The organism is Bradyrhizobium sp., assembly GCF_030697065.1.
Taxonomy (GTDB): Bacteria; Pseudomonadota; Alphaproteobacteria; order Rhizobiales; family Xanthobacteraceae; genus Bradyrhizobium.
This window is the reverse complement of sequence record NZ_JAUYQU010000008.1, coordinates 1-14,538: the sequence shown is the minus strand read 5'-3', so window position 1 is coordinate 14,538 and position 14,538 is coordinate 1. Positions and strand designations below refer to the sequence as shown.

At 62.9% G+C, this 14,538-nt stretch carries 14 protein-coding genes; 8 read left to right on the top strand and 6 right to left on the bottom strand.

Translation table 11 applies throughout. From position 1 onward, the window contains the following. The 3 genes from hpaD to Q8R73_RS00545 form a co-directional block, all read right to left on the bottom strand. Positions 1 to 1,008, bottom strand: coding sequence for a 3,4-dihydroxyphenylacetate 2,3-dioxygenase (gene hpaD, locus Q8R73_RS00555; protein WP_305717603.1), 1,008 nt, complete (start codon positions 1,006 to 1,008; stop codon positions 1 to 3). A 150-nt stretch (positions 1,009 to 1,158) separates the two neighbouring features. Beyond that, positions 1,159 to 1,572 carry a RidA family protein gene (locus Q8R73_RS00550; RefSeq protein WP_305717602.1) on the bottom strand — a complete coding sequence of 138 codons (414 nt, stop codon included), beginning with the start codon at positions 1,570 to 1,572 and terminating at the stop codon, positions 1,159 to 1,161. A gap of 14 nt (positions 1,573 to 1,586) precedes the next feature. Then, positions 1,587 to 2,798, bottom strand: a complete 1,212-nt coding sequence (locus tag Q8R73_RS00545) for an acyl-CoA dehydrogenase family protein (protein ID WP_305717601.1) — start codon at positions 2,796 to 2,798, stop codon at positions 1,587 to 1,589. A 128-nt stretch (positions 2,799 to 2,926) separates the two neighbouring features. On the opposite strand from Q8R73_RS00545, the gene Q8R73_RS00540 reads away from it, so the two are divergent. Next, entirely contained in the window at positions 2,927 to 3,598 is a 672-nt protein-coding gene (locus tag Q8R73_RS00540) for a Crp/Fnr family transcriptional regulator (protein WP_305717600.1), read from the top strand. An 11-nt stretch (positions 3,599 to 3,609) separates the two neighbouring features. Here the strand turns inward: Q8R73_RS00540 and Q8R73_RS00535 are convergent, their stop codons facing one another. Together Q8R73_RS00535 and Q8R73_RS00530 are read right to left on the bottom strand one after the other, a co-directional pair. After that, positions 3,610 to 4,074 carry a flavin reductase family protein gene (locus Q8R73_RS00535; RefSeq protein WP_305717599.1) on the bottom strand — a complete coding sequence of 155 codons (465 nt, stop codon included), beginning with the start codon at positions 4,072 to 4,074 and terminating at the stop codon, positions 3,610 to 3,612. Between the two features lie 118 nt (positions 4,075 to 4,192). Next, entirely contained in the window at positions 4,193 to 4,900 is a 708-nt protein-coding gene (locus Q8R73_RS00530; RefSeq protein ID WP_305717598.1) for a Crp/Fnr family transcriptional regulator, read from the bottom strand. Positions 4,901 to 5,092: 192 nt separating this feature from the next. Here Q8R73_RS00530 and Q8R73_RS00525 point away from each other — a divergent pair, with 192 nt between their 5' ends. The 3 genes from Q8R73_RS00525 to Q8R73_RS00515 all read left to right on the top strand — a co-directional run bounded on the left by Q8R73_RS00525 (position 5,093) and on the right by Q8R73_RS00515 (position 7,799). After that, positions 5,093 to 6,016: an ABC transporter substrate-binding protein gene (locus Q8R73_RS00525; protein WP_305717597.1), complete on the top strand. Its 924-nt coding sequence runs from the start codon at positions 5,093 to 5,095 to the stop codon at positions 6,014 to 6,016. Positions 6,017 to 6,972: 956 nt separating this feature from the next. Then, complete coding sequence (locus Q8R73_RS00520) at positions 6,973 to 7,290, top strand: hypothetical protein (protein WP_305717596.1); 318 nt, start codon at positions 6,973 to 6,975, stop codon at positions 7,288 to 7,290. Continuing rightward, the gene (locus tag Q8R73_RS00515; RefSeq protein WP_305717595.1) at positions 7,287 to 7,799 is read left to right on the top strand and encodes a lysozyme inhibitor LprI family protein; all 513 of its coding nucleotides are present in this window, start codon (positions 7,287 to 7,289) and stop codon (positions 7,797 to 7,799) included. The genes Q8R73_RS00520 and Q8R73_RS00515 overlap by 4 nt, the downstream gene beginning before the upstream one ends. A 165-nt stretch (positions 7,800 to 7,964) precedes the next feature. On the opposite strand, the gene Q8R73_RS00510 is transcribed toward Q8R73_RS00515, so the two are convergent. Beyond that, positions 7,965 to 8,390 carry a hypothetical protein gene (locus tag Q8R73_RS00510; protein ID WP_305717594.1) on the bottom strand — a complete coding sequence of 142 codons (426 nt, stop codon included), beginning with the start codon at positions 8,388 to 8,390 and terminating at the stop codon, positions 7,965 to 7,967. A 208-nt stretch (positions 8,391 to 8,598) separates the two neighbouring features. Here Q8R73_RS00510 and Q8R73_RS00505 point away from each other — a divergent pair, with 208 nt between their 5' ends. The 4 genes from Q8R73_RS00505 to Q8R73_RS00490 all read left to right on the top strand — a co-directional run. Then, on the top strand, positions 8,599 to 9,174 hold the full coding sequence (locus tag Q8R73_RS00505) for a hypothetical protein (protein WP_305717593.1): 576 nt from the start codon (positions 8,599 to 8,601) through the stop codon (positions 9,172 to 9,174). Next, a complete protein-coding gene (locus tag Q8R73_RS00500; protein WP_305717592.1) occupies positions 9,171 to 10,559 on the top strand; it encodes a zinc ribbon domain-containing protein in 1,389 nt (462 codons plus the stop codon). The genes Q8R73_RS00505 and Q8R73_RS00500 overlap by 4 nt, the downstream gene beginning before the upstream one ends. Before the next feature lie 407 nt (positions 10,560 to 10,966). After that, positions 10,967 to 13,414, top strand: coding sequence for a hypothetical protein (locus tag Q8R73_RS00495; protein WP_305717591.1), 2,448 nt, complete (start codon positions 10,967 to 10,969; stop codon positions 13,412 to 13,414). Continuing rightward, positions 13,402 to 14,538: hypothetical protein (locus tag Q8R73_RS00490; protein WP_305717590.1), on the top strand; the 1,137-nt coding region annotated here is incomplete at its 3' end. The genes Q8R73_RS00495 and Q8R73_RS00490, both read left to right, overlap by 13 nt.

Here is a 14,538-nt window from a genome sequence, read left to right as displayed (position 1 = left end):
CTAGTCCAGAACATAATTTGGCACCGCCTGCAGAAGCGGCGGCTTGGTCTCCTGCATCGCGGAGCCGTCAAAGGTCTCTACCGCCATCGATTCCTCGAACCAGCGGCGCGGCGGCGGGGCCCCCCACAAGGTCTGCCGCACCGGATTGTTCAAGCTCCAGCGGATCGGCTCCGCCGACGGATCGCCGGTCAGGTAATCGCCGGTGTAAAGTTCGAAGCGGTTGCCGTCGGGATCCCGAAAATACACGAACAGAGCATTGGAGATGCCGTGGCGCGCCGGCCCGCGTTCGAGATTGTCGGCGTAACCGGCGCCTGCGAGCATGTCGCAGGCCTTGATGATCGAGAGCTGATCGGGCAACGAAAAGCCAACGTGGTGCGCCGCGGGTCCGGCGCCGGTCATGACAGCGATATCGTGAACGGTCGCCTTTCGGAACAGCCAACTCGCCCAGATGCGGGGGTCCGGCGGCTCCGACTCGGTATATTCGGCGCAACCGAAACCCAGTTCCTGCGTGTACCAGTCGTAGCCGGCTTGCGCGTCTGGCGTGAGCACGTTGACATGATCGATGCGGGTCGGCGACGGGCCCTTGTGCAGATGGTATTGCTGCACCAGCCACGGCACAGTGGCGACCTCGGCATAATAATCTATGGTGAAGCCGAGCGGATCCTGCATGCGCAGCGTGCGCCCTTGGCCCAATACGTCATTGCCCGCCCAACGCACCGGGAGCCCAAGTGCCTCGAACCGCGCTTTCATGCGATCGAGATCTTCTTCGCCGGCGACGCGGAAACCGATGGGCCCGACACCGGCGGCATCGGCCTGGCGCAGCACGAAGGTGTGGTGCTGGCGATCCTCGGTGCAGCGCAGATAGATCCGACTCTCGTCGCGCGCCGTTTCGTGGAGCCCGATCAAATCGACGTAGAAGGCCCGCGCCCGCTCAAGGTCGGTGGTTCGGAACTCGATATGTCCCAATTTCAGGATATTGGCGATATCCTTGATGCGACCAGTGCTCACGGCTACCTCATTCTCATGGCGATGGCGCCCAAATCGGCACGTGACCCGACACCGGACCGGCGCTGCAGCACCGCAGACTATCGGGCGCCCAAGGCCCGTCTGTATCGCGCGCTACCAAGGACCAACAATCTTTGCCGCCAAAGGCCTGCGCTAGCGCGGTGCGTAGGCCACTGCCTTGATTTCAATCATCAGGCCGGGTCGCGCCAGCCCAGCGATTTCGAGAATGGTCCAGGTCGGGAACGGCTCCCTGATGTAGCCGTTCTTGATCTCCAGGAAACGGGCGAGATGGCCCTGCAAGCCGACGTGATAGCTGACCAGTTCGACGATATCGTCGAGCGAGGCGCCGGCCTCCTCCAGCACGATCTTCAGGCGGTCGAAGGCATTGACGATCTGTCCCTCGTCATCCTCCGGCATCGAGCCGTCGGGGTTGAGCCCAATCTGCCCGGCTACATAGATGAAGTCGCCGGCGCGGACGGTGGACGAATAGCCGAACTTCTTGAAGATCGTCGAACCGTCCTTGGTCGCGAAGATCGGGTTGGTGGATTCGATCGCCTGCTTTTTCATAAATTCTCTCCTGTTCAGACGCGCGCCGCTGGCGGCAACGGCAAGTCGAGCAATAACCTGCCATAGATTTCGCCGATGGCATCAGGCTGTAGAAGCATATGGCTGCTCATGGCATGCACATCGCGAAACAACCGCTCGATCCGCGTGCCGGTAGGCAGCACCGAGCCGCCCAATGCGGCAAACATCCGCTGCGCCGTGCGCAGCGCCAGCCGCGATGCCACCGCGATACGCGTGCGCATGGCGGCACGCTCGGCCAGACTGATGCCTCCGCAACGCTCCACCTCGCGCACGATGTCGTCGGCATCATCCAGCAAGGACCTGCGCAGGATGGTGAGCGTGGCTTCGCTGGTAGCCGCCTCGATCTGCGCCACCCGATCATCAACCAGGGCCTTCTGCGCCGCCAGGCTCACCTTGGCGCGGACAATGTTGCGAAACTCTTCCGACACCGCCGAGGCGACGCCGAGAGTCGGCGCCAGCGTGGACATGGCATTGATCGCGTTAAGCGGTGCATCGGTAATCGGGCCGTGATGCGGACATGTCGGATGCCGTCCGCCGTCCTGCAATATTTGCCAGTTCATCCAGCGGTGGGCCGGCACGAAGGTGCGCGTCAGCGCGATGTCCTTGCTTCCGGTGCCACGCATGCCAAGCACGTTCCAGCTCTCGTGATCGACGGCGAAGGCGTCCGCCGGGACCAGCACCACGTGCATGACCGGCTTGCCATCGACCGGTACAGGCACCAGCAGGCCGGCCCAGGTCGCGACATCGATGCCGGACGCATACCGCCAGCGGCCGCTGAGCAGCATGCCGCCATCGACATGCTCGACCTGGATATCCTGGCCGACGCCGCCGGTCAGCAGCGACACGATAGTCGGCTTTCCCGAGAGAAAGACATCCCGTTGCGCCTCGGCGGAGAATTTGCCGATCATGATCACATTGGCGCTCGACAAGCCCAGGATCCAGGCCGTGGACGAACAGCCGCGGGCGATCTCGAACACCGCCTGCCACGCCACGCGGGGCTCGAGGCCGAGGCCGCCATATTGGCTCGGCTGGGTGATGCGAAACAGGCCGTCATCGACCAGCCGTTCCACAACCTCCGAAGTCAGGCAGCGCTGCTGCTCGACCGCGGCGGCCCGACCGCGCAGCCAATCCTGCGTTTGCGTCGCCCGCGCCAGCAGCGGAGCGATCTCGTCATCTGCGTCCAGCCGGGCAATCGCTATTGACGACATCGGTACCATCCGAAAAACTTGCTGCCGGAGCCTAGACCAGCCGGGCTCGCACGATTGTATCGCGCTATACGGGATTGCACATCTTTATCGGATCAACTGAAATTTGACCGGCGATAGTCTGGAAGCTGATGCTCAAGAAGAAGCTCGGAACATGGCGGCTCGATCGTCAGCTGGTCGACTTGCTCACCAGGCATGCCGCCCACGGCCGCCGTCGCAGGTTCAAGAAGGACACCGTTCTTTATGAGCAAGGCGAGGTATCCCCGCATTTCTATTTCGTGCTCAAGGGTCTCGTCCAGATTTCCATCTTTCGTATCGACGGCTCGGAAGTGGTGCTTGAACTGATGGGTCCGGACACCATTTGCGGCGAGGGTTCGGCATTTGACGGATTGCCTAGATTTTCGAGCGCGGCGGCCATCGAGGACACCGAAACCATCGAGTTCGACACCTCTAAGATGACCGAAGTGTTCCGCGAGCATCCGGAATTTGCCCTGTCGCTGCTGCGCATCACCAGCCTGAAGCAGCGGGTCCTCGCCATTCGCCTCAAGCATCTTGCCTCACGCGAGCCGCGAGAGCGTATCATGGAGCTGCTGACGCGGCTGGAAGAAATGTTCGCCATTGACCATGCCAGGGGACGGCTCCTGGTGACGCATGTCACCCACGAGCAGATCGCGACGATGACGGGAACCTCCAGGGTGACGGTCACCCGCACCCTGCAGCGCCTGCGCGAGCAAGGCCGTATCGATATTCTGGACGGCCACATTCTGCTCAAACGGAACACAGTCCTGAAAAAACAGACGTGAGATGTATCGTTTCAGCCAACAGGGATCGGATCAAGCCGGCGCATTACACTGTAGGCGCCCTCGTGATAGAGCAGCGGCAATCGCGCCGTTGCCGGCGCCGCGATATCCTTCACTTCGCCGACGATGATGGTGTGGTCGCCGCCGGGATAGACGCAAGTGAGTTCGCAGAATAGCGCACAATTGGTCTCCGGGATCACGAGCCACTTGCCGTGGCGTTGGCAAGCCCCGACGTCCCACAGCGCCGTATTGCCGGCGAAATAGCCGGATATACCCAGTTGCGCAGCCGTCAGGATGTTGACCGAAAACAAGCCCCGATTCATCACAATCCCCGCGGTCCGGCTCACGTTCTTCGCACAGAACAGCAGCAACGGCGGATCGAGGCTGAGCGAAGTCAGGGAGTTGACGGTCGACCCCACCGGACCGTCGTCGCCCTCCGCCAGCACGACGGCTACGCCGGTGGTGAAGCGCCCCATCATCTGACGAAATGTCCGACTCTCTATCATCCCTTGCGGCCTCGATTGCTGCCTGATCAAGCATCGGGCATTTTTCAAGGCAATGTCGTATCGCGGTACACAAGCGCGGCGGTTTAGCCGGTTAACCGTCGATCGATGACACCGCTGTCCCGCCGCTGACTGGCGACCGCGGCGATAGCACCAATTCGTATTGACCTCGCTTGCAGCGCACCGTCCCATCGCGCCGCAGCTTCTGCATCGTCCGAGTTACGGTGATGCGCGACGCGCCGATCAGATTAGCGATCTGCTGATGGGTGAGGACAATCTTCGGTGATTCCGGCATTGTGATCTGGGACAGTAATTCGGTAATGCGCACTTCCGGCGAGGCTTGCGTGACCTGCAGAAGGCGGCTGGCGAGCATGCGCTGCTTCAGTGCGATGGTCTGCACGACCATGGCCGCCAAATCGGCGTGGGAGGACATCAACTCGCAGAATTCACCGGCCGGGATCGCCAGCATTTCGCTCGGTTCCAACGCGCCGGCGTTGGAGAAGCGCGGCAGGTGATCGAAGGCCGCGCCCTCACCGCACAAGGCGCCGGCGCCGACGATATCGATCAGCAATTCCTGACCGTCAGGGCGAAGCATGGTGATGCCGATCCGTCCCGACACAATGACGAAAATCTGGTCGCTCAACTCGCCCTGGCGGTAGATGGCATCCCCCTTGGCAACCTTGCGGCGCCTCGATGCCGGCACGATCCTGAGCAGGAACTGCGCCATGGCGGAAGGCACCCGCAAGGTCTCGCTGACCTCCTTGCGCCCGCCTGTGGCGTGTGTCGATTCCGCGCGAGCCATGCTGTTCTCCTCGATCCGCGTGCCGGGATCCGGAAAACCCCGCAAGCCGGCGGCCCGACTATAGCGGTTTATGCCGTTGCGGTGTAACGAGAATTCACCCGCGCGACAGCACTACTACCCCACGTCGACGGATCGATCGGCAACAAGCGGCAGTTGGCTCGGCCAGCGAATGCCGCCGTGGATGGAGTTGCAATGAATCTGAGTGTCGCCTGCGGTGATTACGACATAACGCGCCGATTACTCGATGGCTCGATCGGCATCGGTGACCATCGCCTGACGCTGGCGACATTTCCTCCGGAAGAAATGTTTCGGCGGGCGTTCGAGGCGGCGGAATTCGACATCAGCGAACTATCCGTCAGCCTGTTCATGCAACGCGTCGGCCAGGGCACATGTCCCTATATCGGCATCCCCGTCTTTCCCTCACGCGCCTTCCGTCACTCCGCGATTTACGTGCGCACCGATGGCGAGATACGCGCCCCCGTAGACCTGAGGGGCCGCAAGATTGGCGTGCGTACCTACCTCAATACGGCGGCCCTGGTTGTCCGCGGTCTGTTAGCCGATCGGTACGGCATCGCAGCAGGCGAGATGCACTGGCTCGTCGGCGATGTCGACAAGATCGAAAGAGATACGCTGCCCATTCCCCGGCTGTTGCGACCCGTCGATATCCAGGCAGCGCCAAGCGGCGTTCTGTTGAGCGATATGCTGATGGCGGGCGAAATCGACGCGTTGATTCACTACACGCCGCCTCGGGAACTCAGCCAGGACAGGCCGAGGATCAAACGGCTCTTTGCCGATCCCGGCCGCAGCGAACGCGAATACTTTCAATCCACCGGCATATTTCCAATCATGCATCTGGTCGGGATTCGCCGATCCTTGGTCGAAGAGCATGCGCCGCTGGCGCGGCAGGTCTGCGAAGCCTTTGCCCTAGCCAGGAATGCAGCAATCGTCGAAATCTGTTCTGATGCGCCACCGTCGGCTTCACCGAAATGGCCATACGGTATCCTAAAGAACCGATCCGCCTTGGACAGCCTTACGCGTTACGCCTTTGAGCAGGGATTAACGGACAGACAACTGTCCCTCGATGACCTTTTCGTATCAAACCTGCTGGATGAGTAGAACAGGGCCGACCAGGACTCCGTGCCCAGTCGCGGAACATCAATCCTCTGAATCCCATTGATTTTGTCGAGGGTCCTGATCGTTGGGGCCAAAGCTACGGTTCAAAGCCACGGTAAGCTGCTATTCGTGATGCGTGATGTCTCGGGGTCGAGGCAGAAGAAGAAAAACTGAGGCTCGGCATCGAAACGACCGCGTGCCATAACCGGCCGAGCCAGAACTCGGCAACATCAACCGTGTCAACAGGCGATACCGCCGGGGTTCGACATGGAGTGCATTTTTTGGGTTTCCCGATGAGCAAAGGTGTGGACCACTTGTCGAGGCATCCCATGACCAATCAATCCGGTGTATAGCAGCCGCTGCCGGTCCATCTCGTCGCGAAGTCTCTCTGCTTGCTCTTTCACGCTCTTCGTCGGCAAACCGATATCGACCCCCGAACTCTTTTCAATATCAACCTGCCGTCAAACGTTCTCAGAAAACGTAAAAATACGTTCGTCTTTCCTTTGTGAGAAATGCATCGCTCCCACCCTGCTACCCTCGAGTTTTTTATTGCGCGCGTCCGGGGCCCCCGTTGCAGTTCGTGGCTGGACCCGGGCAGAAAGTTTCGCCGGGCAGAACCGGCGCGGTCGGCGGCCGTTGGCCAGGCTTGGTTGGAGGCGGTGAGCAGGCGTCTTTCGCCGTGCGTGAAGCACGCCCGGCTCCAGGGAACGCCTCGCAAGAGTTGCTCCAGATCAACGCTTTCTTCGCGCAACCGACATTCATGTATCGGGAGAGGTCGAAATGAGAAAGACAGCGGAAACCCGGTTGGTCGTCACGGTGTTGCTCCTGTTCTGCGTCGCCGGATCAGTGATGCTCTGCGCACCCGCCTTTGCGCAGGATATACAGGCCTATGCGCAAAGGTCGGCAACGATGACCGTGTCCAGCCGGTTCCCGATGCCCTGCTGGCGAATGCGCGGCGGATGTTCGATGTTCCGGCTGACATGGTCGCCTCCCATGTCAAGGCGACCACCTCGGTTCGCTGCATGAACGGCGCGGTCTGGCTCTGCAATTACGGAGCGAACCTGTCCTGCGGGAAGGCCGACGCCAGCCGCCAATCGCCTGGAGCGGACCGATTCTGTAAACAGAACCCCGACTCTATCGGCGTGCCGATGAGCGCGACCGGTCACGCCACCGTCTACGACTGGAAATGCGTCGGCCGGGACGCGCGCATCATCGGACAGATCGTGGAGATCGACGGTCGTGGTTTCATAGCAGAAAACTGGAAGCAGCTTGAATGAAACACGGCCGCATCAGAGCATGTGACAGCATCTCCGCCTCATCGGTGACGTCGCCAAATGAACGAGGAAAACTCATGCACGCCTTTGCCGCGCTACTTCTCGCTCTCCTGATCAACTCTCCTTCATCGGTCGCGGCAGCGGAACCGTCCAGCCCCTCGCGCAAGCTCTGTGACCCCCAGAAAATCAGGCAAACCAATGTCTGGGTCGACTGCCTGCAAAACGCTCTCGACAAGTCCGAAACCGGCCTCACCACACTGGTGGGCAAGATCGCTGCGGCGATGCGGGCCAATGACATGCTGGAGGAGCCAAAGCGCGACGAGAACAGGAAGCTGTTCGAGGCGACCCAGATGAAATGGCTCCAGCTGCGCGACGACGACTGCAAGTCGTTCGCCGCCAACCATGCCGGGTTGGGGTTCGGCGCCGCGCAGTTTCGTCTTGTTTGCCTGCTGGACGAAACCGTGGCGCGGGAACAGACATTGAAGCGACGCTACCGCGATGATCTGCAGTAGAGCGACACGGATCCATCACCTCCGGCTGCCTCCGCCCCTCCTGCCCTTAAGCCGTACTCGCCGCCAAACCTTCGATTCAAAATCGACAGAAGGGCAGATGCTTTGTTGCAAAAGGCGACGATCCTACACGACTTCTCGCGCCCAAGCCCACCAGTGCCCCTATCTCTAGGGCATACGGCCGCCTTCAAGATGGAAGTTCCAGCCGGCCGCAGCCGTCGCCTGCTCCAGCACACTGCGCACTTGTCCGTAGTTCAGCGAACCGCCGCCGCCGCCGACCGAGACATCGGTGCGATTCTCGTTTCGCGTCCAGCCGCTGATGGTCGTGGTCTCGACCGTCAGCGTTGGCGGTGGAATGCCCCAGCTGCGCTCGACGGCGGTCTCGCGAAAATGAACCGTTCGATCGGATTCCGTCAGGCGACACGACATCCGATAGGTGACCTTGCGACCGCCGAACCACCACTTCGCCCCGATCGAATCGACCTCTGCGCTGTATCCCTGCTGCTGATCGTCCTCGCGGACGGCAAGGCCCAGGCCTCCGGCCTTCTTCTTCAGATCGTCAAGCAGTTCGCGCCTGGCAAGAACTTCCGGCAACTGACATTACCTCGATCAACCCACGCCCCAGGCAACAACCCTGGGGGCCCCGGCCCGTTGATCAGGATCAAGGCCGGACGCTCTCTCTCGTCTAGCGTCATGCCCTCGCAGGCCTGCGCGGACCCAATACCTTGACCTGGGGCAAGGCGGCGAATTGGCCGCGATCTAGTCTCGATCCCGTCGTCAAGGATCGCAGGGGGATGTGTCATTGTCGATTTCCTCGCATTGGTTGCGCTGGCTGCTGATGGCCGTCGCGGTACTGGCCGCTGCGTCGATACTTCTGGTCATCGATCCCTCCGGCGCGTTGCTGTTCCGTGTCGTCGGGTTGATCGGTATGGCGCTGTTCGCGCTGTCGATCGTCACCATGCTGCTGACCTTCCGCAAGGCGCGAAAACTGTCGCCCTGGTCGCTGGCGATCGGTGCGATCGTAAGCGTGCTCTGCACCTGGATCTTTTTCGCGCTGGCCGGCGCTCCACTATCGGCCACGGCGATTTTGCTCGCCATCGCTGCCGGTGCGATGGTCGGGATCGGCTGGTCGCTGACCAATCTGCTGTTCATCGACGGCGAAGCGATACGGGCGCGCGGCAACATCTGGTTTCTGGCGGTGTGGGCGCTGTCCCTGCTGATGACTCAGGCTGCGACGCTGGCGGGCGGGCAAACACCCTATGCCGTGGCGCTGGTTTCGTTTCTCGGGATGGGCCTCGCCGTCGGCAACAGCCTTGGGCTGCTGGCCCGATACGTTCGCGCCCGCGCCGCCATTTCTGTCACCGGAGCGAAACGATGAGTGCCTTCTGCACGCGATGCGGCGCGCCGCTGCCTGCCGACCAAAAATTCTGCACCAAGTGCGGCGCAGCCGTTGATTCGAACCCGCCGGCAGCCTCTGCAGGGACGAAACAGGCTGCTGCGGTAACGCCAGCCACGCCGCCGGCTTCGGGCTTCGGCAAGTCGCGCGCCATCGCTGTCGCGGCTCTCGTGGTCGCCGGCGCGGCTCTCGCAGCGGCTCTGATCATGATCGGACCCCAGTCACCGCCATCGCCACCGAAGTCTTCGACCGCCGCCGCGCCACCCAGGGCCGCGCCGCCCGCGATCCGGCCCGACAGCCCGGCGGCTCCGCCAGCAGGCGCCGCCGCGACTGCGATCCAGGCGAGCCGGTGGGAAGGCTACACCAACACGCGGTATGGCGTGATGATCGACTATCCGGCCGATCTGTTCGCGATCCAGCCGCCGCCGCCCGACAATGCCGGGCGGCACTTCACGGCTGAAAAGGCCGGTGCACGCTTTCATATCTATAGCCACGCCAATGCCTTGAATTTCTCCGTTGAGGAATTGCAGGCCGAGGACGTACTCGATATCGGCGATGCCGAGGCCGTGAAACAGGATGGCGCGAACTGGTACCAGGTCGTGGCCCGCAAAGAGGCCGAGACCATCGTGCGCCGGGTGGTTCTGAGCGAGGGCGGGGCAACGGTCCATCGGCTCGAAATCGCCTATCCGAGAACGGCCGCCACGGCGTTCGAGCCGGTGATCGCGCGAATGGTCAAAAGTTTCCGCGTCGATCCCGCGATTCCCGAAAAGGCCGCCAATGCGGCCGATTCGCCGGTTCCACCTCCAGCCGGGAAGTCCGCAACAAAGCCGCCGGAGGCGAAGCAGCCCGAAGCGAACCGACCAGAGGCAAGCGAGCCAGCGTGGCAGCGCATCGATTCCATCGCGCTTGGGATGCGTATTCCCGGCTATAGCGGCAAGGCCGGCGTATCGGCGGAGGTGCCGGCGAACTGGACGAAATCCGACATGCCCGAACCGAACGTGATCGAGTTCCAGGGGCTCGAATCGGCCGGCGAAGACGTCCTCCACGTCTTGTTCCGTGCCGAGCGCCGCGGCGCCAAGGCGACGCTGGCGAACGAGGCCAAGATCATCAAGACCCGGCTCTCCGAGGGTGCCGACAACTATCGCCTGCTCAGCGAGCGCACGACGCAGATTGCGTTGCGGCCGGCCATCGTGTTCTCGATGCAGTTTTCCGGTTCGGATTGGCCTGATCTGCTGCGCGAGGATGTCGCCATCATCGACGCCGGCCAGGTCTTCTACTTCGTCACCTTCGGCGCGCCGCAAGCGCGCTATGCGGCCGCTAGCAACGTCTTCACCCATGTCCTCGGGACGATCGGCTTCGCGGAGTGAATGCAGTGGGGTGCAGGAATATCTCGCCTCGCCTCCTGATAACCTTGGCGGCGCTGACGCTGGTTGGGCCGGCTCTTGCCGACAGAGAGAAGCTGTCGGATGCGTGGCCCGCCGGGAAATGGATTTTTTCGTTTTATCTTCCCGACTCTTACCTGCCCAATGGATTCTATTACGACCCGAACGGACGCCACTTCATCTTCAAGACCGTCGATCCCGGTTGCAACGAGGCGCATTGCCGGCGCTATTTCATTGGGCCGCACGCCCACTGTGCGAACTACAGCCTCTCCGCCAAACCCGGCGAGTCAACCTCGCCAGTAGGTTATGGGGTCAATGTCACTTTCGCTCCGCGCAGCATAGGCGACGGCATTCAGGGTTATTGGAACCTGGGCTACCAGTCCGAAAGCTCCTTGCAGAGTACCTTTGTCTTCAAGATCGGATCCTGCGTGATGGGCCTCTCCGCCCACGCCGACGAGGCGAGCCCCAGGCGGGGCAATCGCAAATTTGCCCGTCCCAGCGAAGACGAAGTTCTGCAGACCTATCGACAGTTTCATGCCGCGTTTGGCCGATATATCGCCGATCGCGGCTGGACCAACCTCGAAACATCGCGAGCCAAACCCGATTTCGACCGGAAGACACCACTGCCCAGCGACGTGGGTAACGAATCAGGACAGTCGCCGCCTGAGGCGGAGACCGAATCCGCGGTCTCTGACCTCACGCCCGCCGAGATTGCGACTGCGGCAGGGATCGCGGGTGGGGCTGCTTTATTGGGCTCGCTGCTGATGCTGGGGGCTACCGGCGTGCGGCGCGAGGAGGCGATCGCGGCGATCCGCGATCTGCTGCGCGGGCGCGTGCCGGAGGACCCGTTCGAGGCGTGGAAGCGCAAGTACGAGGCGCTGGGCTGGAAGTACAGCGAGAAGAACGGCGTGGCGACCTTCGATCCCGTCGATGGTTCGCGCAACGAGGGCGGCGAGACCTATTCGGCCGAGCGCGGCGGTTTTGTGCGGCCGGTCAGCGAGACGCCGCCTGCCCCGCCGCCGCTGCCGCGCGACGGCGACGTCAACGCGCACGGCGAGGTGTGGAGCGACTACTCGCACGGTTACGTCGGTCGCAACACCTATGAGCAGGACAAGGCCAGTCAGGCCTGGCTCGCCGACAAGGCAAAATCCGACCTCGCCGACATGCAGCGGCCGGACGAGGATGTCGCCGAACTGCAGCGCAAGATCGCAGCGACCCGCCGGCAGGGCGCGGAGATGCGCACCTACTTCAAGGCGCGCGACGAGCTGTTGGGCGCGCTCGGCGGGCAGCGCGGTCGCGAGGGCGTCGATGCGTTGCTCGACGAGCCCCGCTCCGGGCTGTTCGACGAACTCAGCGACCGCCTGCTGACGACGCCCGCCGACAACGACTACCGCAGGGGTCTCGAGGGCCTGCTGCCGCTGGCCGACGTGATCGGCAATCAGATGCGCCCGGGCTACACGCCCACCTACACCTACAAGGACGCCGCGCAGGACACCCTGCTGCAGAGCGGCGCGGCGGCGCTCGATGCGATCCTGACCAAGGGCTGGGCGAGTTCGGCGGTCGGCAGTTCGCTGGCAATGCGCGACGCGGCGCGCGCCGGCGGCGGCGTGCTCGACATCGCGACCGCGGGGGTCAAGTCGGCGGTGACCGACGTGCTGTTCGGCAAGGCGATTCATTACGGCGCCGGCTATGCCGGCGAGGCCTGGCGCGCCGGCAAGAACGCGGTCGCCGGCGTCGCCGACAGCGGAGCTGATTTGCTGGCGCAGGCGAGCCGGCGCTCCAGGGTCGCGACCGACCTGGTCGAGAAGATGCGGGAGAATCTAGCCACGCTGGACAAGGGCGTTCATTACGACGGCTCCGGGCGGCTGCGCGCCTCGCTGACCGACGTGCTGGAGGTGCAGAAGAACCCGCACCAGGTGCGGGCGCTGAAGCAAAGCGGGTCGCTGTCGACCCAGGAAGCCTTCAACCACACGCTGCGCAACGAGGTCTACAAGCCGCACGACCAGATGCTGCTGGAGCGGCTGCGCCAATCGAGCCCGGAACTGGCCGACAAGAAGCTGGTGGTGCACGACTTCCGCACCCCGGGCAAGACGGCCAATCCCATCAACACCGACCGCGACTTCCGGGTATTGACCCAGAACGCTGACGGCAAATGGGTCGAGGTGCCCAAAACAAAATGGGAGCAGCATTCCAACGACGCCTTCGCCGAACTGACCTTCTTCGACAAGACAAAATGCCCTGATGGCATGAGCCCGGCGCAGCAGAAGGCGTGGTGGGCCGAGCAGCACGGCCATACCCCGACCGACCGTGCCTTCCGCGAGGCCGGCCGGGACTACTCCGACCAGATCGGCGACCTGCGCAGCGGCCAGCGCGCCAACCTTCCCGGTGGCGAGGCCGGCGGCACCGGCACCACCCGGATCGCCGAACTGAAGGATATCGCGGCCAAGGCCAAGGATATCGCGGAGGGCAAGGTGCCGCCTCCGTCACAACCGATAAGACTCGCCGATCCGCAGGGGCTGGCGCAGCAGTTCCACGAGAAGGTGACCGGCAATCTGCGCCGCGGCGATCCGTTCGAAGCGATCGCGCAGGCGCAGAAGGGCGTCGACACGCTGGACACCGTGCGCAAGGCCTATGGCGCGCAGAATATTCCGGCCGGCACCCTGCCCGGCAATTTGCGCCAGGCGATGGACCTCGTGAAGTCCTCCAATCTGCCCACCCATCCCGACGCCGCGGTGCTGCACACGCTGGAGGGCAAGCTCGAGCGGCTCGGCTTCAGCGACCTCAGCGACTTCAGCAACAAACTCTCCAGCCAGTTCGAGGGGCTGAAATGGGCGCGATGAGGCCGGGTCATCTCGGAGCAATTCTCGGGGGAGCGACCACCCGGCTTTTGGTCGCCTTCCTGCTTCTGACGTTGATTGGGGTTTGGACCGTTGCGGATGCCCAGCCTGCCTCCGGCAACATCCATGCCGGCATGTTTCCCGACCCGGCAAAGGACCTGCCGCAAGGCTGGTGGTGGGCGAAGGACCAAGGTGCTGTATATCAGCCACCGAAGAAATGGACCGAATCCGTCACCCCGATCTGGGTGCAGACGATCGAGCTAAGCCGCGCCAGCGGATACGTCTACAAGCCCTATCCCAGTACGCCCGGCGGCGTCTGGTGCCGGCCGGAAAGAAACGGCAAATGCGATCTGCCCTTCTTGCGCGTCACGATCGAAATCATGGACGCCGGGGCAAAACAATGCATGAGCGCGCAAAATCTTGCCTTTTCTCAGGAGACGAGATGGCAAAAGACCAGGCTTTCCGAACGGTCCTTCTACTTCACGCGCAACGATCCGCCACAGTATTGGCTGGAATCCTGCGTCGGACGGTACCGGACGGTGGCCAACGTCGTTGGTTACGATGGAGAACCACCCAATCTGGATGTCGCCCGCCATTTCGATGCGGTTGTCGCGCGCCGCATCGGCGGGGCCATCGGTCCCCAATCCCAATCCGGGGATCAGGGTGTTCCAGGAGGCGATCCGTCAACGCCGGTCACATCGAGCGATACGGCCGCAACAGATGGAGGCGCGGTCAACGCTGGTGCGAATGAACTCACCGATGCCGAGATTGCGATTGCGGCAGGGATCGCGGGTGGGGCTGCTTTATTGGGCTCGTTACTGATGCTGGGGGCTACCGGCGTGCGGCGCGAGGAGGCGATCGCGGCGATCCGCGATCTGCTGCGCGGGCGCGTGCCGGAGGACCCGTTCGATGCGTGGAAGCGCAGGTACGAGGCGCTGGGCTGGAAGTACAGCGAGAAGAACGGCGTGGCGACCTTCGATCCCGTCGATGGTTCGCGCAACGAGGGCGGCGAGATCTATTCGGCCGAGCGCGGCGGTTTTGTGCGGCCGGTCAGCGAGACGCCTGCCCCGCCGCCGCTGCCGCGCGACGGCAACGTCAACGCGCACGGCGAGGTGTGGAGCGACTAC

Excerpts from the sequence above, each read along its gene's own strand:
- Q8R73_RS00520 (WP_305717596.1), top strand. The coding sequence starts at position 6,973 with ATGTTCGATGTTCCGGCTGACATGGTCGCCTCCCATGTCAAGGCGACC.
- Q8R73_RS00530 (WP_305717598.1), bottom strand. The coding sequence starts at position 4,900 with ATGGCTCGCGCGGAATCGACACACGCCACAGGCGGGCGCAAGGAGGTC.
- Q8R73_RS00550 (WP_305717602.1), bottom strand. The coding sequence starts at position 1,572 with ATGAAAAAGCAGGCGATCGAATCCACCAACCCGATCTTCGCGACCAAG.
- Q8R73_RS00535 (WP_305717599.1), bottom strand. The coding sequence starts at position 4,074 with ATGATGGGGCGCTTCACCACCGGCGTAGCCGTCGTGCTGGCGGAGGGC.
- Q8R73_RS00545 (WP_305717601.1), bottom strand. The coding sequence starts at position 2,798 with ATGTCGTCAATAGCGATTGCCCGGCTGGACGCAGATGACGAGATCGCT.
- Q8R73_RS00500 (WP_305717592.1), top strand. The coding sequence starts at position 9,171 with ATGAGTGCCTTCTGCACGCGATGCGGCGCGCCGCTGCCTGCCGACCAA.
- Q8R73_RS00540 (WP_305717600.1), top strand. The coding sequence starts at position 2,927 with ATGCTCAAGAAGAAGCTCGGAACATGGCGGCTCGATCGTCAGCTGGTC.
- Q8R73_RS00525 (WP_305717597.1), top strand. The coding sequence starts at position 5,093 with ATGAATCTGAGTGTCGCCTGCGGTGATTACGACATAACGCGCCGATTA.
- Q8R73_RS00515 (WP_305717595.1), top strand. The coding sequence starts at position 7,287 with ATGAAACACGGCCGCATCAGAGCATGTGACAGCATCTCCGCCTCATCG.